The organism is Gammaproteobacteria bacterium (assembly GCA_035546635.1).
In the GTDB taxonomy this organism is placed as follows: domain Bacteria; phylum Pseudomonadota; class Gammaproteobacteria; order JAURND01; family JAURND01; genus DASZWJ01.
In genome coordinates, this window is sequence record DASZWJ010000034.1 from 209,541 (window position 1) to 233,970 (window position 24,430).

23 protein-coding genes are annotated in these 24,430 nt (G+C 40.2%); 14 read left to right on the top strand and 9 right to left on the bottom strand.

Translation table 11 applies throughout. The features are described from left to right. Positions 1-27: 27 nt before the first annotated feature. A complete protein-coding gene (gene argF, locus VHE99_10255; GenBank protein ID HVV69393.1) occupies positions 28-936 on the bottom strand; it encodes an ornithine carbamoyltransferase in 909 nt (302 codons plus the stop codon). 131 nt (positions 937-1,067) lie between these two features. On the opposite strand from argF, the gene argC reads away from it, so the two are divergent. From argC to VHE99_10275, 4 genes are all read left to right on the top strand, one after another. Beyond that, positions 1,068-2,117, top strand: coding sequence for an N-acetyl-gamma-glutamyl-phosphate reductase (gene argC, locus VHE99_10260; protein ID HVV69394.1), 1,050 nt, complete (start codon positions 1,068-1,070; stop codon positions 2,115-2,117). Between the two features lie 15 nt (positions 2,118-2,132). Continuing rightward, positions 2,133-3,335: a bifunctional glutamate N-acetyltransferase/amino-acid acetyltransferase ArgJ gene (gene argJ / locus VHE99_10265; protein HVV69395.1), complete on the top strand. Its 1,203-nt coding sequence runs from the start codon at positions 2,133-2,135 to the stop codon at positions 3,333-3,335. 7 nt (positions 3,336-3,342) lie between these two features. Continuing rightward, a complete protein-coding gene (gene argB, locus VHE99_10270; protein HVV69396.1) occupies positions 3,343-4,221 on the top strand; it encodes an acetylglutamate kinase in 879 nt (292 codons plus the stop codon). Between the two features lie 65 nt (positions 4,222-4,286). After that, on the top strand, positions 4,287-4,934 hold the full coding sequence (locus VHE99_10275) for a hypothetical protein (GenBank protein ID HVV69397.1): 648 nt from the start codon (positions 4,287-4,289) through the stop codon (positions 4,932-4,934). 63 nt (positions 4,935-4,997) lie between these two features. On the opposite strand, the gene VHE99_10280 is transcribed toward VHE99_10275, so the two are convergent. Further along, positions 4,998-5,270, bottom strand: coding sequence for an AbrB/MazE/SpoVT family DNA-binding domain-containing protein (locus tag VHE99_10280; GenBank protein HVV69398.1), 273 nt, complete (start codon positions 5,268-5,270; stop codon positions 4,998-5,000). A gap of 124 nt (positions 5,271-5,394) precedes the next feature. Here VHE99_10280 and VHE99_10285 point away from each other — a divergent pair, with 124 nt between their 5' ends. The 3 genes from VHE99_10285 to VHE99_10295 all read left to right on the top strand — a co-directional run bounded on the left by VHE99_10285 (position 5,395) and on the right by VHE99_10295 (position 9,419). Next, positions 5,395-6,918 carry an MFS transporter gene (locus VHE99_10285; protein ID HVV69399.1) on the top strand — a complete coding sequence of 508 codons (1,524 nt, stop codon included), beginning with the start codon at positions 5,395-5,397 and terminating at the stop codon, positions 6,916-6,918. Between the two features lie 11 nt (positions 6,919-6,929). Continuing rightward, positions 6,930-7,511 (top strand): thymidine kinase, encoded by a 582-nt coding sequence (locus VHE99_10290; GenBank protein ID HVV69400.1) that lies wholly within the window; start codon positions 6,930-6,932, stop codon positions 7,509-7,511. Positions 7,512-7,826: 315 nt separating this feature from the next. Then, positions 7,827-9,419: a hypothetical protein gene (locus VHE99_10295; protein HVV69401.1), complete on the top strand. Its 1,593-nt coding sequence runs from the start codon at positions 7,827-7,829 to the stop codon at positions 9,417-9,419. A 185-nt stretch (positions 9,420-9,604) separates the two neighbouring features. Here VHE99_10295 and VHE99_10300 read toward each other — a convergent pair whose 3' ends face one another. The 4 genes from VHE99_10300 to purB all read right to left on the bottom strand — a co-directional run bounded on the left by VHE99_10300 (position 9,605) and on the right by purB (position 14,349). Then, on the bottom strand, positions 9,605-9,961 hold the full coding sequence (locus VHE99_10300) for a hypothetical protein (GenBank protein HVV69402.1): 357 nt from the start codon (positions 9,959-9,961) through the stop codon (positions 9,605-9,607). Positions 9,962-9,995: 34 nt separating this feature from the next. After that, on the bottom strand, positions 9,996-11,714 hold the full coding sequence (locus VHE99_10305) for an NAD-dependent malic enzyme (GenBank protein HVV69403.1): 1,719 nt from the start codon (positions 11,712-11,714) through the stop codon (positions 9,996-9,998). A gap of 178 nt (positions 11,715-11,892) precedes the next feature. Next, positions 11,893-12,870: a YiiX/YebB-like N1pC/P60 family cysteine hydrolase gene (locus tag VHE99_10310; GenBank protein HVV69404.1), complete on the bottom strand. Its 978-nt coding sequence runs from the start codon at positions 12,868-12,870 to the stop codon at positions 11,893-11,895. 111 nt (positions 12,871-12,981) lie between these two features. After that, a complete protein-coding gene (gene purB, locus VHE99_10315; GenBank protein ID HVV69405.1) occupies positions 12,982-14,349 on the bottom strand; it encodes an adenylosuccinate lyase in 1,368 nt (455 codons plus the stop codon). Between the two features lie 216 nt (positions 14,350-14,565). On the opposite strand from purB, the gene VHE99_10320 reads away from it, so the two are divergent. From VHE99_10320 to VHE99_10330, 3 genes are all read left to right on the top strand, one after another. Continuing rightward, positions 14,566-15,336, top strand: coding sequence for a hypothetical protein (locus VHE99_10320; GenBank protein HVV69406.1), 771 nt, complete (start codon positions 14,566-14,568; stop codon positions 15,334-15,336). Between the two features lie 888 nt (positions 15,337-16,224). Beyond that, positions 16,225-17,511 carry an MFS transporter gene (locus VHE99_10325; protein ID HVV69407.1) on the top strand — a complete coding sequence of 429 codons (1,287 nt, stop codon included), beginning with the start codon at positions 16,225-16,227 and terminating at the stop codon, positions 17,509-17,511. A gap of 10 nt (positions 17,512-17,521) precedes the next feature. Beyond that, on the top strand, positions 17,522-19,315 hold the full coding sequence (locus tag VHE99_10330) for a carbamoyltransferase C-terminal domain-containing protein (GenBank protein HVV69408.1): 1,794 nt from the start codon (positions 17,522-17,524) through the stop codon (positions 19,313-19,315). Here the strand turns inward: VHE99_10330 and VHE99_10335 are convergent. Both VHE99_10335 and VHE99_10340 read right to left on the bottom strand, forming a co-directional pair. Then, positions 19,244-19,669, bottom strand: a complete 426-nt coding sequence (locus VHE99_10335) for a hypothetical protein (protein ID HVV69409.1) — start codon at positions 19,667-19,669, stop codon at positions 19,244-19,246. The two genes, VHE99_10330 and VHE99_10335, sit on opposite strands and share 72 nt — an antisense overlap. A gap of 95 nt (positions 19,670-19,764) precedes the next feature. Next, complete coding sequence (locus tag VHE99_10340; GenBank protein HVV69410.1) at positions 19,765-20,439, bottom strand: hypothetical protein; 675 nt, start codon at positions 20,437-20,439, stop codon at positions 19,765-19,767. Between the two features lie 389 nt (positions 20,440-20,828). Here VHE99_10340 and VHE99_10345 point away from each other — a divergent pair, with 389 nt between their 5' ends. From VHE99_10345 to VHE99_10360, 4 genes are all read left to right on the top strand, one after another. Continuing rightward, entirely contained in the window at positions 20,829-21,104 is a 276-nt protein-coding gene (locus VHE99_10345; GenBank protein ID HVV69411.1) for a hypothetical protein, read from the top strand. Between the two features lie 50 nt (positions 21,105-21,154). Then, entirely contained in the window at positions 21,155-21,778 is a 624-nt protein-coding gene (locus tag VHE99_10350; protein ID HVV69412.1) for a response regulator transcription factor, read from the top strand. Positions 21,779-22,263: 485 nt separating this feature from the next. Continuing rightward, complete coding sequence (locus VHE99_10355) at positions 22,264-22,482, top strand: hypothetical protein (GenBank protein HVV69413.1); 219 nt, start codon at positions 22,264-22,266, stop codon at positions 22,480-22,482. Positions 22,483-22,750: 268 nt separating this feature from the next. Further along, the gene (locus tag VHE99_10360) at positions 22,751-23,686 is read left to right on the top strand and encodes a DMT family transporter (GenBank protein HVV69414.1); all 936 of its coding nucleotides are present in this window, start codon (positions 22,751-22,753) and stop codon (positions 23,684-23,686) included. A gap of 29 nt (positions 23,687-23,715) precedes the next feature. Here the strand turns inward: VHE99_10360 and VHE99_10365 are convergent, their stop codons facing one another. Continuing rightward, positions 23,716-24,396, bottom strand: coding sequence for a hypothetical protein (locus VHE99_10365; protein ID HVV69415.1), 681 nt, complete (start codon positions 24,394-24,396; stop codon positions 23,716-23,718). Positions 24,397-24,430 lie beyond the last annotated feature (34 nt).

The following is a 24,430-nucleotide window of genomic DNA, read 5'->3' on the forward strand; positions in this document are numbered from 1 at the left end:
CTCCAGGGTGTGTGTTGTAGGTTTATATCAAGCTGCAAGTAAATGCAGTAATAATGCTTTTTGTACATGTAAGCGGTTTTCGCTTTGATGAAAAATCACCGAGCAAGGCAGGTCAGGCAGGGTGTGGCTGACTTCTTTGCCGCGCTCCATAGGTAAGCAGTGCATAAAAACGGCTTGGGTTTTAGCTTTTGCCATCAGCTGTTCATCTACTTGAAAACCATTGAATAAATATTCATGGTTCTGTCCTTCAAATCCCATGCTGGTCCAGGTATCGGTGTAGACGGCGTCAGCAGTATTCACGGCTTGCTCAGGACTGCTAAATGCTTTAATGGTTCCTGGGTTGGCATTTTTGCTGGCGCGCGCCAGGATCGAAGCATCTGGGCCGCGCGATTCTGGGCAGCAATAATGCACATTCACGCCGAGGGTTGGGGCGATTAATAATAGACTGTGTAATATGTTATTGCCATCGCCGATATAGGCTAAGGTTAACCCTGATAGTGCGCCATATACTTCAAGCAATGTCAGCATATCCGCGAGAATTTGGCAGGGGTGATGCAAATTAGATAAGCCGTTAATAATGGAAACCGGTGAAGCTGCGCCCATGCGTTCTAGGTAATCATCAGCAAAAGTCCGTACCATAATGGCCTGACAATAGCCGCCTAATACTTTGGCCTGATCTTCAGGCTGTTCTTTTTTGCGGGTGTCCGACAAACTTTCCACTACATTGCCACCTAATTCACGCATGGCAATCGTAAAACTAAATCGAGTACGCAAAGAGGGTTTATCAAACAGCAAGGCTAGGTGCTGTCCTTGCAATGGGGGTTCAAGGTTATTTTGATGACGATTTTTTTTAAGTAGCAACGCCTTCTTTAGAATGCTATGGGTTTGTTGGGAGCTTAGTTCTTCTCCCGTGAGATAATGCTGTGGTGATTTCATCTTTTTGCCTCAATCGGGGGCAAAGCAGTTGCTTCCCGCTGGTTTTTATGGTTGAATAATTATTCATAAAAAATGAATTATTATTCAGTTTTGGATAAAATGCAAGTCTATTCTAAGAGGAAGTACACAGGATGAAGATTGGTATCATCGGAGTCACCGGTTACACCGGCATAGAATTATTGCGCATTCTGAATGCACACCCAGAAGTAGAAATTAAATGTGTCACGACTGAGTCATTTGCCGGAGAGATGTTGGCACAGGTTTACCCGCATTTGAAAAATGTGATTAACCTCATGGGTGAAAAACTCGATATTGAAAAAATGGCTGCATCGTCCTGTGAGCTGGTATTTATTGCTTTACCGCATGGTCATGCCACACCGATTGTGGAGAAATTGCTGGCGGCAGGTAAAAAAATTATTGATCTGGGTGCAGATTTTAGGTTGCAGAATAACAGAGATTATCAGCAGTGGTATCAACTAAGCCCGCCGCCGGCACATTTATTACAGCAAGCAGTTTATGGGCTGCCGGAAGCGGGTATGCGCGCGGCAATTTCACAGGCTAAATTGGTAGCTAATCCGGGTTGTTATGCCACCTGTGCTGCTTTGGTAGCTATTCCGGCAATTATGGCTGGAGTGATCGCTATGAATGATTTCATTTTTGATGCAAAATCCGGTGTGTCTGGTGCTGGACGCTCACTGTCTTTGAATAGCCATTTTTGTGAAACTGCGGAGAATTTTAAACCTTATCAAGTGGCAGGAGATCATCGACATACACCGGAAATAGAGCAAACTTTGAGCAAAGTGGCCGGGCAACGTTTACGCATTCAATTTACTCCACATCTGGTGCCGTTGGTACGCGGTCTAGCAGTCACAGCGTATTTTAAATTACTGACCCCGTTGTCAGAACAATATATGCAGGATATTTATCATAGCAAATATCAAAAAGAGCCGTTTTTGCGTGTATTTTCTGATGCGGCATTGCCACAAAGTAAAAACGTGGCCGGTAGTAATTTTTGTGACATTGCTGTGCGCGTTGATACACGAACCCAACGCTTAATTGTTTTAGGTGCAATTGATAATTTGGTGAAAGGCGCTGCGGGGCAGGCGGTGCAAAATATGAATTTGATGTGCGGGTTTAAAGAAACACTGGGTCTTGATAATTTGCAAATTCGTTATCCGTAATTTTGGAGTAGCTTTATGAAAATCATTGACAATAGTATTTGTGCACCCAGGGGTTTTTTGGCAGCTGGGGTGTATGCAGGCATAAAACGCAAACCAGAAAAAAAAGATGTCGCATTAATTTATAGCCAAAAACCTGCTAATGCGGCTGGGGTTTTTACTATTAATCAACTTAAAGCAGCTCCGGTTATTATCACAGCGCAGCATTGCCATCATCCGCTGCAAGCGGTCGTGATTAATAGCGGTAATGCCAATGCTTGTACTGGCATTCAGGGTGCAATTGATGCACAAACTATGGCAGAGATCACTGCTAGCAGTTTACAGTTGGATGCAACCCAAGTGGCTGTTGCCAGTACTGGTGTAATTGGTGTGCCATTGCCGATGGACAAAATTTCTGCTGGTATTTTGCAAGCGGCACAACAGTTAGCGGAAGAATCGGAACCAGCGGCAAAGGCGATTTTGACTACGGATACCTTTACTAAATCAGTGGCGGTGGAATTCACTCTAGCGGGTAAAACCGTACGCATGGGTGGGATTGCTAAAGGTTCGGGCATGATTCATCCCATGATGGCAACTATGCTGGCTTTTATTACTACGGATGCAGCTATCAGCAAGTCAGCATTACAGCAGGCATTGATGCAGGTCAATGAAGACACCTTTCATATGATTAGCGTCGATGGCGATAGCTCGACTAATGATATGGTGTTAGTGTTGGCCAATGGTATGGCGGAGAATGCTGAGATTTCTGATTTGAATAGCGTGGATGGATTGATATTTATTCAAGCATTGCGCTTTGTGTGTGAATATCTGGCTAAGCAAATCGCACAAGACGGTGAAGGTGCGACCAAGTTAATTGAGATGACTGTGTCAGGTGCCGCTACGCTGAGTGAGGCACGTATCGCTGCGCGTGCAGTTTGTCGTTCGCCCTTAGTGAAAAGTGCGGTTTTCGGTGAAGATGCGAATTGGGGGCGTATTGCTTGTGCCTTGGGTGCGGCAGGTATCCAGCTCAATTCTAATACACTGAAAGTCGCCATTGATGATATCTATTTGTTTGAAAATGCCAAAGCTTTGGCCTTTGACGAAGAGGCTGCTCGAGAGCGACTTTCACAAAAAACAGTAAAACTCAGTGCAGATTTAGGAGTGGGGGAGGCACAAGCTACGGCTTGGGGCTGTGACCTGACCTATGATTATGTCAAGATCAATGCCTCTTACAGGAGCTAGAAAAGTTATGCATTCTATTATTGCCAAAGCGGATCATTTGGTAGAAGCACTGCCGTACATACGTTGTTTTTATGGCAAGACGGTGGTGATTAAATATGGTGGCGCTGCTATGACTGATTTGGCGCGGGTCAATCAAGTCATGCAAGATATTGCGTTACTGCATTTTTGCGGTATGCGTCCGGTGATCGTGCATGGTGGTGGTCCTGAAATTTCTGAACTATGCGAGCGTTTAGGGTTAGCAGTGCGATTTTCAAACGGTCAGCGTGTGACTGATGCAGAAACCATGCAAGTGGTGCGTATGGTGTTGTTGGGAAAAATAAATTTTTCTTTAGTAAGTGCATTGAATCAGCAAGGGGTAAAAGCAGTAGGGGTCGCCGGTCAAGATGGTGGGTTGCTGCGTGCGAAAAAATATAACCCTAAAGCGCATGATATGTCTGCTGCGGAAGATTTAGGTTTGGTAGGTGAGGTGGATGCGGTGGATGTAACTTTATTGAACACCTTAATTACCTCGGGTTTTGTTCCAGTCATCGCACCAATTGGTATGGATAGTAACGGGCAAGCTTATAATATCAATGCCGATGCGGTAGCTGGTGCGGTTGCAGGTGCGTTGGCTGCTGAGAAGTTAATATTTTTAAGTGATGTGAATGGATTGTATGCGGATATCAATGATCCTAACACCCGCATTGATGCTATCGATGTGAATGCGATACAGGCCGGCTTACAGTCGGAGCATTTTAAGACGGGTATGATTCCTAAGCTAACTGCGTGTGTGCAGGCGCTTAAGCAAGGTGTATCGCGGGTGCATATTTTGGATGGCAAGATTTCGCATGGGTTGTTGTTAGAGATATTTACCCATGAGGGGATGGGGACAGTGATTACAGGATAAGAGTTTCTAATGATATAATCCAGATATTATTTGTGGGCAAAATTTTAAAAAAGAGAGAACAATTTATGAGTGAAGAAAAAAAAGTTTCAGTTGAACAGCGACTTTATGAAAAGTTTTTGGTCGAGAATGTTAGTAAAGCTATGGCTAATTTAACTAAAATAACCGATGTTTCTCAAAGAGAAGAGCAAAGACGTCGAATACAAGAAATAGCTCGTGATGCCAGTCAATCGAAATCACTTGAAAAAGCTATAGAATGGTTGCAAGGTCTTCAGCGTATAATAGCAGAGCAACAAGCTATTATTGATGGAAAACCGCTTCCCCCAGAACATAAAGCAATGTCGAGTGGACTGGCTGATGGCATAGCGGTGAAACAATCACTTGATGGTTTAGGTATAACTTTTGTTAGAGGACCTACCCAGGATGAGGATAAAAACTTATATGCATCCTCTTTAAGAAAAACGATAGAAAATATGAGAAATGAAAACCAGAGTTTGACTGATAATCATTCCCAATTCCTTGACCTGGAAAAAGACAGAATAACTAAATTATTAAGCAGTCATGGTACATTTCCAAGTCCTGAAAAAGTAACGCAATGGGCGAGCGTACAATTAAAAAAGACGTTGGAAAATACACCAACAATTGGTGATGAAGAATTATTAAGCGAGAAAGAAAATATTCCTCAGGATTCAGTCCGCAAATCCAATTCAACTTAAATTTAAATTAGCATTTTTGAATTATTGTTGTAGATACGCATTCCACAACGCGGCGATGTTGAGTCATATGACTTCACGTCCTTTAGGCTTCCCTTCACGTGCCCAAGCAGTTTCTGCATTGAGAGTAGTCATATATTTTGGGGTCACTCCGTGTAACAATTCTTGTAGTGTGTAGCGTTTACGCGTTGTATGGGTGATGGGTTTAGCAAAAAAACCTTCTTTTTCGATGTCCAGTTCCAATGTGGTACCAATTTCGAGATTTAATATTTTAAGGATATCAGCAGGAATAGTGATAATAGCAGCGCCACCTTGTTTGCGTATATTTACAGTAATCATTTGATAGCTCCATATAAGTAGCACAAAAGTAGTGAATCATCAATTCAAAATTTTTTACTCGGTAGTAGTTTTAATTAGCGGCCTCCTCCCGCTATAATCTCAAGATTTTCTGGGATTCTTCTTCATGTTTCGTCATATCACACGCAACCCCAAATGGTGGGTATTTACTGCAACTACGCTTTCCTTGGCTATGGTGATGGCGGATCAGTCGGCCTTGCCGGTGGCTTTGCCTAGTATCCAACGAGAGTTACATACTTCTCAGGATGCGTTGCAGTGGGTGGTCAATGCGTATTTATTAAGTTTGGCGGTACTGGTTATTCTTGGCGGTAAGCTGGGTGACAAGTGGGGGCATAGACGGGCTTTTTTGGGCGGTATGACGCTGTTTATTTTGTCTTCGATTGCGTGTGCTATGGCGCCATCAGTCACCTGGCTTATCATCAGTCGGGTTGTGCAAGGGGTGGGGGCGGCTTTCATGTTGCCTGCGGGTACGCCATTGTTTCGCAGTACTGTTCCTGGCAATGAATTTGGCAAAATGGCTGGGCTTTATGTTTCTGGTGCTTCGGTGTTCTTGGTTTTGGGGCCGTCTGTGGGTGGTTTGTTGGTGCAGTATTTAAGCTGGCGCTGGATTTTTTGGATTAATTTTCCGTTGGCTTTGCTGGGTATCTTGATTGCTCTGTTTGTGGTGCCAAAAGATGTAGTGCGAACCAATGCGGGTGAAACTTTTGATTGGTGGGGATTTGCCTCTTTCACTATAGCTATTGTCAGCCTAGTATTTGCGCTGATGCAGGGCGGGATTTTGGGCTGGAGTTCTTATGTTATTTTATTTTGCGTTGCATTATGTTTGGTAAGTGGGGTGATATTTTTTTGGATAGAGCGGCGTCAGACTTATCCATTTCTGGAATTAAGTTTATTTAAAAATACGACTTTTTCACGCACGTTATTTGTGTTAAGTCTGATGCAAGGATTGTTTGTTTGCATTATTTTTTGGGCGATATTTTTGCAGGTGGTGTTGGGTTTATCGGCTGGGAAAACTGGTCTTATCCTGCTATCTGCACAGGTTCCGGTGTTATTGTGTTCTTACATCGCGGGTCGTTTTTTAGATCGTTACGGCCCGCGTTTGCCGATAAGTCTTGGAACTATGCTGGTTGTCATCGGTAGTGTGTGGATTGCATTTTTTGTTGGGCAAAATAGTGTTTGGTGGTTGCTGCCGGGATTTATTATTTTTGGTATTGGTATACCTTTTATCACGTTATGTTGTATTACGACGATTATTTCCTCAGCTCCGTATGCTAAGGGCGGTATTGCTTCTGCCATTGCTAATGGCATTCGTCAGGTGAGTGGTTCAATTGGGCTGGCGGTAATTGGTAGTGTTATTTCAGCATTGAGTAATTATCGGTTTATACATTGGATGACGCAACATAACTTGAAAATTTCTACTTCAAATATTGGACATTTGGATACTGTGCTGGCAGGCACGACAAATCTGCAGATTGCAGGCTTAAGTGAAGAAGCAGTGCACAGGGCAGCAGCCCATGCGTATATGTCGGCATTTAGCACTGCTATGTATGTGATTGCGGTGCTCACAGTATTGGCTTTTTTTGTGGCAAGGAAACTCCCGGCTAAAAGTTTGGTGATAGATCGAGGATAAAGGAAAGAAAAATGGCTAAGTTACATTTTTATTATTCTGCAATGAACGCTGGCAAAACGACAATGCTGTTGCAGTCCAGTTATAATTACCGGGAACGCGGGATGGATACATTAATATTCGTGCCGAAACTGGATACGCGGTTTGCAGCAGGTCAAGTTACTTCGCGGATTGGCTTAAGTTCTGAGGCGATAGTTTTTGCTGAAGAAGATAATTTATTTGACCAAGTTAACCAAGCGTTTTTGGCCAATAATAATATCCGTTGCGTTTTGGTGGATGAAGCACAGTTTTTAACTAAGGAGCAGGTGCGGCAACTGTGTCACATTACCGATCAGTTAAATATTCCGGTGTTGGCTTATGGCATTCGCACTGACTTTAGGGCTGAACCTTTTCCTGGGAGCTTATATTTACTGGCATGGGCTGATTTATTGATTGAAATTAAAACAATTTGTTTTTGTGGTAGGAAGGCGACTATGAATCAGCGTATAGATGAGCATGGCCATGTGATTACCCAGGGGAATCAGGTCGAAATTGGTGGCAATGAACGGTATATTTCTACTTGTCGTAAGCATTTTCAATCTGAATTGTCATCTTGAACATAAAGTAAAGATGACAGTTGTAACCCTTTGTTTTAATTGAATACAATTTTCTTAAAACCGCAAATGCCTTAATATTCTTAAGATTTCCTTCAGTTTGGCGTGTTAAGGTTTTGTTTGTATTGGTAACCATTCAAGTAAAAGCCATGCCGGGATATTCGGGGAGAAGCAGCTACGTAAAAGTATTAGAATCACCTATACTTTTATTAGGTCCGGCTAAGCAATGGTTATATCTTCTTCTTTTGCTGATAGTGTAGTTATTGCCTACCTGGAAGTAAATCTCGTAAACTGTTGATTAACAAGGTGTTTTAAAATATGTCAAAATTAAATCATGTCATTATCGAAAAAAATAAAAAATTTTCCGAATCTTATCTTTGGGAAATGCAGCGGCGTTATTTTGATAAAGAAGGTGTAGATGCTTGGGTCAATGATGTCCCATTTTATGCTACCAGCAATCCCTTTCTTGCAGGATGCTATGCTTCAATGAGTATGCGCCTGATGCAAGACTGGGTTAAAAAACACCCTGAAGCTAAGCAGCATCCGTTTTATATTATTGAATTAGGTACTGGATCAGGTATTCTAAGTTTCCATACCTTAAATCGCATGATGCGTATTATTCAGCGCCTGCGCTTAGAAGATATTAAGATTTGTTATGTCATGACGGATTATGCCGGTAGTAACCTGAAATACTGGGAGACACACCCAGGTCTGCAAAAATATATTGATAGCAAAATGTTAGATTTTGCTTTATTTGATATGGAAAAAGACACTACAGTGACTTTGAAAAATGCAGGGACAGTATTAACACCCGGCAGTGTAGCCAATCCCATCATTGTATTTGCTAATTATATTTTCGACACCGTATCGCAAGATGCCTTCGCAATCACTGATAGTCAGCTTTATGCTTCATTAGTGACCTTGTCCACTGACCGCTCAAATATCGTCAATGGCAAACCGGTGAGCATGGAAGAAATAAAGATTGAGTATGAAAATGGCGATTTACATGAAAATTATTATGAAGATCCCACTATCAATGCGACCTTGCTCAGCTATCGTGATGCCGGAATTCGTCGCAGTCATTTCTTATTCCCAACGGCTGGGTTGATAGCGCTTTCCAATCTGAAAAAATTAAGTAATGATAAATTATTTTTGCTTTCCACGGATAAAGCTTATTCATATATTCAGGAGCTTGAAAACCTGGGCACTCCGGATATCGCTTTCCATGGCAGCTTCTCCACGATGGTGAATTTCCATGCCATTGCTAAATATTTTGAATTAGCCGGTGGTAAATCCGTGTTGCAAACCCAACGTGCTGAAGTCAATACTGCAGCATTTTATGTCGGTATCGATCTGGATGAATTACCTGAGTTTGCAAATGCTGTTTATGAGCATGTGGAGCGTTTGAGTCCAGGTGATTATTTTGCGCTGCATAGAAATATTCGAGAGAACTTCAAGCATTGCCCCATTAATTCACTGGCTGCGCATATGGCTTTTGCTGATTGGGACCCACACATTTTCGGGAAAATCAGCAAGCAGATTATTAGTCTTTTACCTGATGCTGAGCATGAAACCAAAATTTATCTAGCCAATCACATGCCGGAACTGGCAAGCAATTATTATTATATGCCGAAGATTTACGATGTCTGGTTTGATATTGGTATTGTGTTTCATACGCTGCGACGTTATAGCGAAGCAGTTTATTATTATCAGCAGTCTATTCACTTTTATGGTGAACAGTTTAATTCTGTGTATAACTTGGCGATCTGTTTCTACAATGCAGGTGAAGTGAAGCAGGCTCAAGCGCAGTTTAAGCGGGCGTTGCAGTTGAATGAAGATTCTAAAGAAACTAAAGAATGGATTGAATTTATCAAGAAGGAAGAGGATTCGAAGAATAATCCATTGTTCTAGAGGTAATTGCTCATCCCCACATAGCTGTCATCCTGAGCGCAAGCGAAGGATGACAGCTATGTGGGGGGCGCACTTAAACTGAGGAGGTATTCAATAGTGTTCCAAGGAGAGAAGGAATTGGACTGCTCCTAAGCGCAGTCAACTTTAGCCTTATCTAAAGCATTCATAGACTAATTCAGTCATCATTACACGATGTGATAATCCAATTGACGGTCAGCTTCAGCTTCATCCTCATCTCCGACGCCACAATCGTCCAATACACACCTCCCAACAGTGCCAAGCGCCGCTACTAATCCGCCACTTACCATGACAATCAGATCATTGGATCTAGTTTCAGATAATTGAGTTGAATGTGAGACTTGATCTATCAGTCCTCCTACTAATACGATAAGTCCCATAATGATAGTTGTATTTGCTGCATAGATGGCTGCATGTCGAGGATTTATATTTCTTACAAACTGGAAAAGCCCATTAGCTCTACTTGTAGCTCCCTCAGCGATAATTCGTGAATCATTACCGAGTTCGGAAAAAAACTGGGACATAATGGGTTTCTCAAAAAGTTGAAGTGTTTATATTTTAACCATCAACCCGATGAAATGGCAAATATTCAGGAAACCAGTATTGAGAATCTACACAACTGATAATGGTAGCGCCAGATGGCATTGTGGCGACACCATCGGCCAAAGCTTGTGTTGCAACGGCAATGGCAATATCTCGAGCTGATTGATGAGCCTGGTCTATGCTAGGTAATAATGGCGCATGAGGGTCGTCATGGATGGGGGCGCAGCGGTTTAGGGCTTCGCAGGCTGCCCATAGCATGTTATCGGTAACGCGATTGGCTTTGACAGCGATAACGCCTAAGCCCATTCCTGGGAAAATTAGGGCATTGTTACACTGGGCTATTCGGCGTGTTTCTCCTTGAAAAGAAACAGGTGGAAAAGGACTGCCGCAGGCAATTAAAGCTTGGCCTTGTGTCCAATTGAGTACATCTTGGGGAGTGGCTTCGGCTTTTTCAGTCGGATTGGACAGCGGGAAAATAATGGGTTGTGCCACCAAGCTTGCCATCGTCTCAATAATCTCTTGCGTAAAAGCGCCGCCCCGGGCGGAGCAGCCGATCAACACGGTGGGTTGTACTTGTTTAATAACTTCCAATAAGGAAATTTCTGCTTTACCGCCAGAAGGCCAATGGGCGACATCTGATGCTGGGCGGGCGAAGGGTTTTTGGGCTGGAGTTAAGTCCTGCATGGTGTCGATTAACAAACCATGTTTATCAATGATCCAGAATCGTGATCTTGCATCTTGAGGGGCGACACCGGTTCTGACGATAGCATCGAATAACTGGTCAGCAATGCCGGTGCCGGCATTGCCACCGCCAAAAATAATAATACGCTGTTGTTCTAAAGTGGATTGTGTGCTTTTAACTGCGGCAAGTAAGGCGGCTAAAGTGGTTGCGCCCGTCCCTTGAATATCATCGTTAAATGAGCAGATTTGATGTTGATAGTTTTGTAAAATTCGCCGTGCATTATCACGTCCGAAATCTTCCCAGTGTAGGAACACCTTAGGAAATTTCTTTTTGACTGCGCGAATGAATAATTCAATGAATTCATCATATTGCTCGCCGGATATGCGACCATGGCGGGAGCCAAGATAAAATGGATCTTGTAGCAAGGCTTCATTATCTGTGCCCGCATCCAATAGGATGGGCAAGGTGCGTAGTGGATTAATACCACCGCAAATACTATAGACCATGAGTTTAGCCACAGGAATTAGCATTGCGCCAATTCCCTGATCGCCTATACCTAATACGCCGCCGCCATCGCTAGCTACGATCAGGTCAATTTCGGGGTTGCTGCGGTTATCCAGAATTTCTTCAATGATATGCCGATCTTCGTAAGAGATGTAAAGTCCGCGCGCTTGCTGAAATTCACGGCTGAACTTTTCGACGGCGATACCGACTGTTGGCGTATAGATGATGGGGATCATTTCGGCAGCATGTTGCTGCAGGAGCTTATAAAATAATACTTGGTTGGTATCGTGTAATTTATTCAGATAGATGTTTTTTTGCAGTGGGCTGTCGTAGGATTGGTATTGTAAAAAACTCCGTTCACATTGCGTTTCCAGCGATTCAATATGTATAGGTAATTTGCCGGTCAGTTCGAAATGATGGCGTTCTTCTTTTGAAAAAGCGGTGCCTTTGTTGAGTTGGGGTGTAGTCAGAAGTGGTTTACCGCTGAGTGAGGTTTCTAGCCATTTGGCTTGGGTTGTTGGATTGGTTTTTATAGTGAAATTCAGCATGTTGGGTTTCCGAGTTTAAAAGCACAATTATTTTATTTATCGTAACTCCCCCTTTGAAAAAGGGGGATTAAGGGGGATTTATGGAGCATATTCAACACTTTGACAATATGGAAACTCTTTAAATCCCCCGCAGGCCGTGTGGCCTGCGCCCCCCTTTTTCAAAGGGGGTGAGCAGTTACTATTTATCTAAATTAGATTTTTCCTCATCACTGTCAGGATGGCTTTTTTTATCTTTTGGATGTTGATTCTCAGCTTCTGCATCAGCCTTTAGATGTTTCAGGGAGATAAATGGCTTCACAGGTTTGTCTTCATTAGCGGCAGTGGTGTAATGGCCGGGAGAGACGTCTTTGACAAAGCGGATGTACTCGGTACCGCTTAATACATCTTCTTTCCAAGGCAGATAGCGGTACATTCCTTCACCTAAAGGTAGTAAAGGATATTTAATGATATCAAAGTAAGGTGAGTAATCAAAATCTTTTGGGGTATAGAGCTTGGGGTTGCGGCTGACTAGCGTAAGTCCTGATTTATCGCGAATAATTTCAGGAATAATAGGGAAATGCACGGATTGAAAAGCACTGGCGATAAGGTATGAGCAGATTTCTTCTGTGGGTTTTAAGGCATTGTGCACAAATAAACTGGAGCGCCATCGCCTAGGCATAAACCCCCATGGGAATAAAAAGCGCGCCAGGTCAATGATATGACGTAAGCTGTAACGCATACCCAAATGATGGAGGGCATACGAATTGACTTTTTGAGCATCATCATGGGAAAGGCCGCGTGGTCTACAGATGCGCACGGTGTAATTTTTGTAACGTGATAACGGGGTGATGATAGTACCACGACCCATGATGCTCTCAATCATTAGCTGCTCATCTGGGGAGCCTTTATAATATTTTTTGATGTGGCTGCGCAGCTGGATATCTTCGATGTCATACAAGCGGCCGATATAAAGCGCGGAATGTGTCCACGTGCTATGGGTAATATGTCGGATAATGAGGCTGACGCGATTACGTCCTTCAATGAGCAGTACATCGGCCGGCCTAATTTCAAAACGGATTTTTTCAAAATCGTAAAGAAATGAGGGCTGTTGTGGTGGTTCATGTAGCAGCCATTTGCTGAATTTTTGAATTAACCATTGTGCAAAACGGGATTTCATTGGGTATTTTCTCGCTACGTTCCTTGAACTAAAAAAATACGCTGGGTTATGTTAGCAATCTACATTCCTCTTACAGCCGTAGCTGAAAGTGGCGAATGGTTACATTTTAGACTAACTCTTTTTAGCTTGCTCATCCGCATTGCCAATATAAGTCTTAGGTGTCAGCTGCTTTAAAGAAGTTTTAACCGCAACAGGTAAGTCTAGGCTGTCAATGAAGTTTAGTAAAGCGGTTGCATCAATTGTTTTACCTCGCGTTAGGGCTTTGAGTTTCTCATAAGGTTGGGAAATGCCATAACGTCGCATGACTGTTTGGATGGGTTCAGCCAGTACTTCCCAGTTTTTATCAAGGTCAGCCTGCAGTACTTCAGTATTCAATTCAAGTTTATTTAAGCCGGTGAGTGTAGCCTGATAGGCGAGTAGGGAGTGGGCTATGCCTACGCCTAAGTTGCGTAATACTGTCGAATCGCTTAAGTCACGCTGCCAGCGCGAGATGGGTAATTTGGCAGCCATATGATCGAGGATAGCGTTGGCTAGGCCTAAATTGCCTTCAGCATTTTCAAAATCAATGGGGTTTATTTTATGAGGCATGGTAGATGAACCAATCTCGCCTTCTTTGGTTTTTTGTTTAAAGTAGCCTAAAGCAATATAACCCCAAATATCGCGATTAAAATCCAGCAAAATGACATTAAAACGCATTAAGGCGTGAAAGAATTCTGCCAGGCAGTCGTGTGGTTCAATCTGCGTGGTGTAGGCATTCCAGGTTAGGTTTAGGCCTTCGACGAATTGGCAGGTGAGTTTTGGCCAGTCTATTTCTGGGTAGGCGATGAGGTGGGCATTAAAATTACCGACTGCGCCATTCATTTTGCCGGAAATGGCCACTTGTTGTAGTTGTTGGCGTTGTCTCTCAAGGCGCATGACGGTATTAGCCAATTCTTTGCCAACGGTAGTGGGTGAGGCGGGTTGGCCGTGGGTGCGAGACAACATGGGTTGTTCGGCATAGCGGTGTGCGAGTTGCTTTAAGGTATCTACGATACGATCCATATAAGGCAACAGGAGTTGCTCGCGTGCGGTGGTTAGCATTAAAGCATAGGCCAGGTTATTGATATCTTCTGAAGTGCAGCCAAAGTGGATAAATTCACTGATGGCGGCTAGCTCTGGATTATGGGTAATGCGTTCTTTCAAAAAGTATTCTAGGGCTTTGACATCGTGGTTGGTGGTGGTTTCAATGGCTTTTATTCTGGCAGCATCTTCGATGCTAAAGCTGGTATAAATATTCTCTAGCAGTTCTTGTGCTTTAAGGCTTAGAGAAGGTATTTCGGCGATTTCTTTGGTTTGCGCTAGTTTTTGTAACCAGCGGATTTCAACCAACAGCCGGAAGCGTAGCAGGCCGTATTCACTGAAAATGGGTCTGAGCTCAGACAGTTTGCTGCTGTAGCGCCCGTCCAGGGGGGAGATGGCGGTGAGGGGAGTAAATTCCATAGATTTGTATACCAGGGTGAGTAGTTATATTTAACATAATATCTCAGGATGGAATGATTGAGTAGGTTTCTGTGGGGGTAGCTCGCAAATGATGTGTACATACCCTAGACCTTCTCGCGCGTCGTCCGTCCCGGCCGAGGAACGGCGGTTCTAAATCTCAAATGCTCCAGGTATATGCTATATTATTACTAAAGTACCTCAAGGAGCATAAGGAATATGCGAAAAATGCAAAATAAGTTCATTGTGGCAGTTCAGCTGCTAGCAAGTTCTTGTATGATGTCGATAGCTTTGGCGCAAGCCCCTACCGTCGCAGATGTAAATGCGATGCAGCCGCCGGATATTTGTTCGGGTCGGTATCCGTTAGTGTTAGCTCCTCTATATGTCACTATACAAAATGATAGTGATGCGGATCTGAATATTGTAGTGCCAAGAGCTTATAGATCCTATGTGCGTTCCAATCCAGATCGGACTGAGCCTATTGCACCGACTGTGGTAACTCACAACAACAATTTGGGACAAAATGTGAGTGTCGTATTACCCCAAGATTATAGTAATTCAGACGAAATACCCGAAATGGAGGATCAGCAGCCACTTTCAGAGAGGCTGTGTTTGCAGGATATCAAGAGGATGGAAGATCAGACTTTATATGCACATAGCAAATATACTTTTCGAATTAGAAGAGCAGATTTTCCCGCACATTTGTTTGTAAAGTTTCGCGTTGCTGCACAAGAACCTTATGGCGAATATGAAGTGGCGCGTTGGGAGTATGCGGAAAATGCGCAATATACCCAAGGTAGTGTAAGATTTTATGACCTTAGCTGTGATGTTGATGCTGCAAAGCCACGTTTTACCATAGGTTGCACGGGAAATAATGATATCAATCATCCCATTATAAATATTAATCTTGGGCACATTGAGCGGCCATTGGTACCAAAGCCTTTAATCTATGGTGGGGAACCTGGGGCGGGGCCACCGTCTACACCATAAGAGTTTGCAGTGGGTATTAGACTTTAGGACTTGGGTAAAAAAATGATGCTGTTGGTGAGAAATGACCCTGACCACCCGTGCAACGCTTATTAAATATGGTTTTACTAAATACAATCAAAATCCCAGTTAAAAAAGGCAATAATTTGTTTATAAATTAACCAGGCCTCCTTAAAAAAATATATTTTCTTCCATGGCTACATTTTGGTCAATCAAAATAGTGTATTCTATATCTGCTTTGAGATTTTGTATGGTAATTATTGGTTTTAAAGCTTAGAGGGGTATTATGAATTTAATTGAATTAAAAAGTTATGTAATGAATCTCATTTTTCATCTTCCTGCATGTAACATCCATATATTTCACCTGGCAAGCTGCTCAATATTTTTCATTGCCATTATGTGCAGTGCCTCAGTTATTTTTATGTTTAGCTTCGTAACTAAAATCCTTGCAAAATTTTTGCTCTCACACTTATTTGAAAAAACTTGCTTACTCTATATTTGGGAGAAAGAAAGAGTCCATTTTGAAGATATAAAAAATTTTCTTAGACTATGATACAGTGATTAAATATACAGAACTCCTAATATGGGTTAAAGATAAAATTTTGAGTTATTTTGAAACAAATAATTTTCCAGCGGCAAAAGAACTAAGAGAGTATTTTGAAATAACTATTAAACATAATGCAAAAGAGGATTCGATTAAAACTGGAGAATCTTAAAAAAACTTAAACATTTTTAACTTTATGATGTTAAAAATTTTACGCTATAATTTTAAATAAAATCAAAATTTTTTCTGATTTCTTTTGCTATCGCAATCAAGGAATATCCTTATTTGTTCTTGCAAAAAGTTGGTGAACACCTCGTCAACTCTTCATTATATAAGGTGAATATCCAATGGATTCCATCAAAAATAACCTATCTCATTCCAAGACTAATAAGCTTATAAATCCCTGGCTTATTTGTTTTTTGGGATCGCTGTTTTTCTTCTATGAATTTGTTCAAATGAACATGTTCAATGCCCTAAGCATTGCGCTGATGCAAGCATTTGCAATCAATGCTACTCAGCTTGGCAATTTATCTGCTTGCTATTTTTATGCTTTAATTCTCATGTTGGTTCCTGTTGGAATATTTTTAGATCATTTTGAAACAAAAAAACTTATTTTAGTGTCTATGATGGTTTCGATGCTGGGAACATTTTTTCTTAGCATGACTACGAATCTTCATCTAGCACAAGTCTGCCGATTTGTCTCTGGTTTAGGTGGTGCTTTTGCATTTCAAAGTTGTTTAAGGCTTATTGCAGAAAATTTTCCATCAAAAAGACTTGCATTAGTGAATGGTTGCATTGTGACATTTGCGATGCTAGGTGGAATAGTTGCACAAACTCCTTTGACGTTATTAGTACAAATCTATGATTGGCGGACAGTATTATGGATGTATGTTGGCATGGGTTTGTTTTTTTATTTGTTTATATTAATAGGTTTGCCTAATACAGCTAATTTTCATAAGAAAAAAGACTCTTTAACATCTAGGGCACAAATTAAAAACAAAATAAAATTAGCTGTCTACAATCGACAAACCTGGTTGGCAGGAATTTATACCAGCTTGCTTAATTTACCGGTACCTGTGTTGGGAGCAGTGTGGGGAAGCGGATTTATCATCCATGTTCATCAGGTATCAAAAATAGCGGCTGCAAATATAGTTTCAATGCTTTTTGTAGGATTAATCCTGGGTTCTCCGCTTTTTGGTTGGGTATCAGATCATTTTGAGCAGCGTAGAACACCCATGTTAATAGGTGCTTTAGGTGCGTTAACTACCATATTAATAATTGTTTTACTACCAAGTTTATCCACTTTTAAATTAGGAGTCCTATTTTTGCTATTAGGCTTTTTTTGTAGCACGGAAGTCTTGGGATACGCCGTTGTAGCAGAAAGTAATCCTATGGCGCGCGGTACAGCACTTGGCATTGCTTGCTTAATAATTATGTGCACTGGGGCTCTAGCACAGCCATTTTTTGGTTGGATATTAGACCTGCATTCAAATGCAATCATGATTAACCAAGTTAAAACTTATCCGGCAGTGAGCTATTGCCATGCCATGTTTATTTTACCGATTGCATTTTTTATCAGCTTAGTGGCAGCCTCCCTATTGAGAAATCCATTTTCTCTTTCAAAAAATCCATAAGAGGTGATTTATGAACATACTAGGTATTGGGGACGTGACTCATGACACATCAGTCTGCTTAATGAAGGATAATCAAGAAATTTTTGCTATTGAAGAGGAGAGGTTAACACGAATTAAGCACAATATGGTGTTAGATCCAAACAAGTATACTATAGAGGAGCAAGGACAACACTTTAATGGTGAGATAGAAAAATTTACACTGGCAGTTCGCGAAGAGAAATATATGCGCAGCATCAATTATTGCTTAGATGCCGCAAATATGGATTTCAGCCAAATAGATAATATCGTTATTTCAAGTCTATACAATGATTTACCATTCAGACATAAAGCCTGTTTCATCAACCATCACTTAGCACATGCTGCTAGTGCTTTTTATCCTTCTCCTTTTGCTAATGCGGCAATTTTAGTTTTAGATGGTTATGGAACTTATACAGATGGCAAATCAGAATGCATGATGTTTGCTCAAGGCAATAACAATCGAATTCAGGTATTTGATACTGTAGTAGGTTATTCAGACTTTACTGAAGCTGAAAAAATAAGTAGGTTAAAAGACACGCATATTATTTTTAAAAACTCACTGGGTGTATTTTATCAAAATATTACTATTCTTATCGGCTTAGGACATTTTGGTGAAGGGAAAACAATGGGCTTAGCTTCTTATGGAGAAGACAGGCCAGAATTAAATATCATTCGTGAATATATTCAATTATGCTCAGATGGGCAAATAAGCATTGATAATCGCTCTATTTTTAACTTATGCAAAAATATGATAGCTGATGCTAAGGTTTCTTGTAATAGTGGACAATTATTTAAACTATATGCAGATTTAGCTTTTAAACATCAGCAATTGTTAGAAGAAATGATAATACATAGTTGCAAATATTTATATCGAGTGACTGGAGAAAAAAATATCTGTTTAGCAGGTGGGGTTGCTTTAAATGGAGTTGCTAATTACAAAATTTTATCATCTACGCCTTTTGAGAAAATATTTGTGCAACCTGCAGCGGGAGATAATGGAATTTCTATTGGATGTGCTATGCATGGTATGTATAAGTTAGCAGGACATCCTAGATCAACTGAAAAGAGAAAATTATTTTCACCTTATTTAGGTAAGGTTTATAAACCCCAAGAAATTGAATTAGCTATTAATAGCTTTTCTTTAAATTTGGATGAGCAAGAATTAGAAGAAAATGCCTGTTTTTTAGCTGCAAAATTGATTAGTGAAGGTAAGATTGTTGCGTGGTTTAATGGCGCTAGCGAAATTGGGCCTAGAGCATTGGGGAATCGAAGCATTTTAGCTGATCCAAGACGATCAGAAATAAGAGATGTAATCAATTATTATGTAAAGCGTCGAGAAGGATTCCGCCCGTTTGCCCCAGCGGTTATAGCAGAATATTGCCAAGAATATTTCGAATTGGCTAATAATTCACCGCACATGCTTCTCGTTGCACCTGTTAAGAAGGGTAAGCGTTTTACGATACCTGCCGTCACCCATGTAGATGGATCTGCTCGTGTTCAAACTGTACATAGAGAACTTAATCCGATCTTTTTTGAGCTCATCCAGCATTTTTATCGTTTAACGGGAGTGCCATTGCTACTTAATACATCTTTTAATGGTAAGGGTGAACCTATCGTAGAGACACCTGAAGATGCTATCCGTTGCTTTTTAGAAAATAACATTGATTACTTATTTTTAAATGGACGAATATTTTCAAAAGCTGAGGAACTTGCTTTAGACTTTCCTGTTAATCAGGGTATTGTTTCCTACAGAAATTCTTACACAGCCTCTAATAAAATGTGCTGATTCCGCAAATTTGCGTTGACCATATTTTGAATCTAATTGTATCAGTGCCGGATCATTTTCTGACATTTGGCTAGTATGCTGAATTTCACTATATTGTTCAGTTATATCGCTATGGAAAAAATCAAAACTTACTTTTTTTACCATGTCAGCAATATAGGTATTTTCTATTTTTTTGCTATCCGAATTGGCTTCTTCAAGCAAATGAGCTAACAATTCGTGCAAATTCAACAGTTCATTTATAGTGCTGGCAGGACCTCTGGATGCAGGTAATGAAGTAAGTAAATTATTGACTTGATATGAATAGTAAACTGGAGAACCCAGTGGATCATCCATAGAAAAAGGGTATGGATGCATTATGGTCGGAACGTAATTTTTTAGATTGTAGGTATCAATGAGTGCTTCATGAAATCCTTGAACTGGTGCGCCCTCATTAGAAATTCCGGCTGCTCTTATTCCTGGAACGCCCCCATAGCAATAGCAATAATGTGTTTTAAGATTTCTATGTGTAATGGGTTCGGTTTATAACCTTTATCTGAGAGTATGCGCGCAAAATAATCCCAAACGACATCCTGATTGCGAGCATTTCTTGCATATTGAGAAAGCGACCAGGCTTCTTGAAGTAAAAAATAGTGAAATTTGATCCAGTCAATACTTTTAGAATCAGGCTCTATCCATTCAACAGGAAAAAAATAGATTTCGTTATACCAAGAATGGGTGAAATTTGGATGGTTAGCTATTCGCTTAAACATGTTCCATTGTTGAGAAATATCTTTAGGGATTTGGTTAGGTAAATCAAATTCCTTTCTTAATCGCGTGAAAAACGCAGCAGCTTGAATCTTAGGTAGTGTAAAAATGAAACGCGCCCCTGCGGTGACATTCCAAATTCGAATCGGATAATGAGATTTAGGAGGGTCTAATGATTCCCATAAGCCCATAATTACCCCCGGCAAAAAAAACTGCAGAGTAATGATGCGGCCTTCTATTTCCCGGCTTACCTCCATGCTATTCCGAGTAATAAGTCCTAGGGGAAATACGCTATAAGACAATCTATCTCTAAGTGATGTACTAATCGAAGAATGGGTTAACGGTACTACATCACCTAATGAATTAGGCACATGAATCATGCCATCCTTTAAAACAGTTGAACCATAAGGATATCGGACTCGAATTAAATTATGCCTTTTATTTGGCTTACGCTCTTCAATTATTTCAGCTAATTTCGGCTGCGCTTCCCTTATAGCTTCGCGTGCCTCATCTCAGCTGACCTCTTCTAAGAGGGCTTTATGATCTTGAGTTGATTTCATTCCACTGAACTCTTTTTTTTCCTAAATATTTAGGGGGTAATTTTAGCATACTTTTATCAATGGGTCATAGTTAAATGAAATTCTGAGAATATTATTCAATTCTGGCATGTGTTTTCATATGCATATCTTAAAATTCGCTTAAGGCGAAAAAATGGAGCCAAAAACTAGGTGCTTTGGCTCAGAGTTGTAATTTACTTTAGAGGTTTAATATGAAATACATTAATTCTTCCGCCGATTTAGATGCACATTGCCGAATATCTGAAATTGAACTCATTCATCTCTATTTGGAAGCCAAGGAAAATAACCCAAAATCAGAGGACATTAGCCACTCCCTCTACTTAACTATTCTGGCCATTGACATTTTGGAGCGTATAGGTAACACCATGCCTACTCAAGCGGAAATTGACTGCATTGAGTTGCATATAAAACGTTATACTAAAAAAAAGTTGTCCTTGATTCCTAATTATTTGAAAAATGTAGCGTAGATCATGCTGATTTAAACGATTATCCCCACGTAAGTAAACGGAGACCACCATTGATAAAAGTAGTAATAATTGATGACAATAAAATTGCACGATTGGGCATTAAAAGTCTTTTAGCTGATGATGAAATTGACATCATAGGAGAAGCATCTGATGGTAAAAGTGGAATTAATCTTGTTCAGGAGTTGCAACCTGATATCGTTATTCTGGACCTTCATCTACCGGATATTCATGGGATTCAAGTATGTCAGTTAATTTCTGAAAAAAATCCGCTGTGTAGAATTATTTTTATAACTGCAAGTCAGCATTTATTAACACTTTGTAGATTACTAAGTACTCCAGCTAAAGGTCTGCTTAATAAAGATTCACATTTTTCGGGTGTTGAAGCGGTAAAAACGGTTTATAAAGGCATGCCTTATATCCAGCCAGATTTGGGTTATGAATTAGTCACCTATATTATGAAAAATAATAAGCATGCGTTACATAATCTTACCGACAAGGAACAAAAGGTGCTTGCTTTGATAACTCAGGGTAAGACTCAAGAAAAAATTGCTGAGGAGCTTTTCATTAGTCCTAAAACTGTTTCTAATATAAAATTTCGTGGGATGAAAAAACTTAACGTAAAAACAACCCAGCAAATTCAAGAAGCCTTATTTGGATCTGAATTAGTATTATAAATTTTCTTTGCCAATTGACCCTCAAAATCATACTATAAAACTATCATTGTTCAAGCCCTTTTTACCTATCGCATATAAGTAATTTCTATAAGCAATTGCCCTATTTTTCTCAGGCAAATTCTTCAATTCCCGCAGAATTTGAAAATTTATCTGAAAATATTCACCCTTAAATTCAGGTAAATTCCCAATATTTGTGGATTCAATATCAATGAAAAAAATGAAAAAATAAATATTGTTTGGTAACTGATTGTCATTTTACTTCTAAGCTGTCATCCTGAGCTCCTCCCCGCTGCTGTTATCCTGAGTGTGGCAAAGGATCTTTTTATGGATGTCTCATGCTCGGGTATGCCACTATAAGAAGATCCTTCGCTATGCTCAGGATGACAGCAGTGGAGACTTTACGGAATCCGGGGCGGTTAGAAGTTCGCTAAACTGCAGTTGAGAAACTTGTTATCAAAATCTAGTCTAAATTAAAAGGAAATCAAATGAATAAAGATGCTACTCAAAAAAAATCAAAATTCCTCCAAGCAAGATATGACAAAAAAATTATTTTTACTGAACTTGAGATTCAATGCATTTTGCAATATATGCAAAATAATTCTTTATCTGATACTGAAATAAATTTAGAATTAGAGCCAAATACTGTCCGGTTTTATCTTATGAATGCTATACAAAAGTTGCATTTATCAAGCAAGGCTTTATAGATCCTATTCGATGCACACATCTTATTTAAGGCTCAAAGAGATGCATCATCTCAGCAGCGGCCTCGTTTGTTTGGACGACTAGTTGGTCTAAAAGGCTATGTGAGAAATATTATCTTAACGAAAAGAATAATTGAATGTTAACTTGTGCATCTACAAGAATAAAATAATATCTTATAAGTTATGGTTCTGGTAATTTATTCTCTTGACCAATAGATTTTTATGAATAACTATGAAACCTCCTTAAACAGCACTTAAATGGAAACAACAAATGCCTAAAACTACTATCAATTTTCGTTGGGGTTATTGTTATATTTTGCTATGCTGCCTGAGTAACGCAATCTCATTTGTTTTTATCGAACATTTGAATAAATCTCATAATGAAATGCTGAGTATTTTTCTCACCTTTGGCTATGCCATTGTTATCTTTAATATCATTAACTACAAAAAAATTACTGGGCTATACCAGTCTGCCGCTCGCAATATTAAAGTGTTATTACAGATGAATTTTTTTACATTATTCAATTGGTTAAGCACTTTTATGGCATTACGCTATTTAGATCCAGCAACTACGATCTGCATAATTCTTGCTGTCCTTTCAGTTACAATTTTTTTTATATCAACGCCATTACATCAATTAAAAACTAATAAACACCTAGGATTTGCAGTGCTATTGGTCTTAGCGACGATGGTATTTATTATTAAGCAATATATTAATGCTTCAGTTCAAACTCACATTCAAAATGTGTTATTTGGTGTATTTTGGTGTCTAGTAGGTGGCGTGACTGGAGCATTTATTGGCTTATGTTCTGAGGCCATGGGAAAAGCTGGATTTTCTATCACGCAAATTTTGGCAACTCGATTCTATTTCTTGACCATTATGAGCGGATTAGCTCTTTTTTTCGTGCCACATGCTATCGGTGATATCGTAATGAGTTGGAAATATTATTTCCTTGCTTCTTTAGTTATTGTATTTTTTCCTTTGATTATGTATCAAGCAGCGATCCGTGAATTAGGTACTTTAATTGTTTCCTTGCTAGAACCATTTACCCCAATAGCTACTTATGTATTACAGGTAATAACCGGAGATTACCATTTCAACCTGCCCATTATTATTACTTTGATTGTTGCATGTACTGCTATGATGTGGTTTATGCGAATTGAACAACGAGTTAAATTGGAGAAAAATGCAGACTTATCCTATTAGTTATTAAATAGTTTGTAGTGGTACTAAAATTACAAGATATCTTTTTTACGATGCCAAATAACAGGTGCAGAATAAATTAGCTTTATATCTGTTACAATGGATGGCTTTTTTTTGAGGGTAGGGTTGTTACAGACTAAAGTATATGTGTGGCGAAATTTACCCTCACGCACATTACGTAATAAAACTTCACCATTTTCGGTTTCTACAATACAATCATGACCAATAGTGACGTCTATATCTTGACCTGTTCTTTTCTTGCCGGCCACTACATCACCCTCGCGAAACTGAGGCAACATACCTTCGTCATCGACAGTTAAACTGACCGCATTTACGTTTTTCGCCTTAAAAAAAGCTAACTCATAATCGATAACTACTTCATCACTTAAGTCGGTTGCTGCTGTGTCGTCAAAAGTAATAGGGTTAACTGAAGGAGCAGGACCTTGATTCTCCATAAGCCATTCTACAGTACAATGAACGCCTTCTTTTTTAACTTTTGCGACAATTTTTTCAGCCCCACTAGTAGTCAACCCACCGAAACGGCCATTTTCCCAGCCAATTAAGGTATAAAGGTTAATTTCGCCGTCTTTACACATTTCGTCTCGACTTAAATTTGCCATATTACGCACGCGCTTCACCCTTTTGGCACGCATTTTCGGAGAATCAGTGGGTAGATTTTCTCGATCAATTTCAGGTTGATGCTTAATGGCCATGGTATCAAAGCCTTAAATAATGTTAACCCCAATA

Excerpts from the sequence above, each read along its gene's own strand:
- argF (HVV69393.1), bottom strand. The coding sequence starts at position 936 with ATGAAATCACCACAGCATTATCTCACGGGAGAAGAACTAAGCTCCCAA.
- argC (HVV69394.1), top strand. The coding sequence starts at position 1,068 with ATGAAGATTGGTATCATCGGAGTCACCGGTTACACCGGCATAGAATTA.
- argJ (HVV69395.1), top strand. The coding sequence starts at position 2,133 with ATGAAAATCATTGACAATAGTATTTGTGCACCCAGGGGTTTTTTGGCA.
- argB (HVV69396.1), top strand. The coding sequence starts at position 3,343 with ATGCATTCTATTATTGCCAAAGCGGATCATTTGGTAGAAGCACTGCCG.
- VHE99_10275 (HVV69397.1), top strand. The coding sequence starts at position 4,287 with ATGAGTGAAGAAAAAAAAGTTTCAGTTGAACAGCGACTTTATGAAAAG.
- VHE99_10280 (HVV69398.1), bottom strand. The coding sequence starts at position 5,270 with ATGATTACTGTAAATATACGCAAACAAGGTGGCGCTGCTATTATCACT.
- VHE99_10285 (HVV69399.1), top strand. The coding sequence starts at position 5,395 with ATGTTTCGTCATATCACACGCAACCCCAAATGGTGGGTATTTACTGCA.
- VHE99_10290 (HVV69400.1), top strand. The coding sequence starts at position 6,930 with ATGGCTAAGTTACATTTTTATTATTCTGCAATGAACGCTGGCAAAACG.
- VHE99_10295 (HVV69401.1), top strand. The coding sequence starts at position 7,827 with ATGTCAAAATTAAATCATGTCATTATCGAAAAAAATAAAAAATTTTCC.
- VHE99_10300 (HVV69402.1), bottom strand. The coding sequence starts at position 9,961 with ATGTCCCAGTTTTTTTCCGAACTCGGTAATGATTCACGAATTATCGCT.
- VHE99_10305 (HVV69403.1), bottom strand. The coding sequence starts at position 11,714 with ATGCTGAATTTCACTATAAAAACCAATCCAACAACCCAAGCCAAATGG.
- VHE99_10310 (HVV69404.1), bottom strand. The coding sequence starts at position 12,870 with ATGAAATCCCGTTTTGCACAATGGTTAATTCAAAAATTCAGCAAATGG.
- purB (HVV69405.1), bottom strand. The coding sequence starts at position 14,349 with ATGGAATTTACTCCCCTCACCGCCATCTCCCCCCTGGACGGGCGCTAC.
- VHE99_10320 (HVV69406.1), top strand. The coding sequence starts at position 14,566 with ATGCGAAAAATGCAAAATAAGTTCATTGTGGCAGTTCAGCTGCTAGCA.
- VHE99_10325 (HVV69407.1), top strand. The coding sequence starts at position 16,225 with ATGGATTCCATCAAAAATAACCTATCTCATTCCAAGACTAATAAGCTT.
- VHE99_10330 (HVV69408.1), top strand. The coding sequence starts at position 17,522 with ATGAACATACTAGGTATTGGGGACGTGACTCATGACACATCAGTCTGC.
- VHE99_10335 (HVV69409.1), bottom strand. The coding sequence starts at position 19,669 with ATGCATCCATACCCTTTTTCTATGGATGATCCACTGGGTTCTCCAGTT.
- VHE99_10340 (HVV69410.1), bottom strand. The coding sequence starts at position 20,439 with ATGATTCATGTGCCTAATTCATTAGGTGATGTAGTACCGTTAACCCAT.
- VHE99_10345 (HVV69411.1), top strand. The coding sequence starts at position 20,829 with ATGAAATACATTAATTCTTCCGCCGATTTAGATGCACATTGCCGAATA.
- VHE99_10355 (HVV69413.1), top strand. The coding sequence starts at position 22,264 with ATGAATAAAGATGCTACTCAAAAAAAATCAAAATTCCTCCAAGCAAGA.
- VHE99_10360 (HVV69414.1), top strand. The coding sequence starts at position 22,751 with ATGCCTAAAACTACTATCAATTTTCGTTGGGGTTATTGTTATATTTTG.
- VHE99_10365 (HVV69415.1), bottom strand. The coding sequence starts at position 24,396 with ATGGCCATTAAGCATCAACCTGAAATTGATCGAGAAAATCTACCCACT.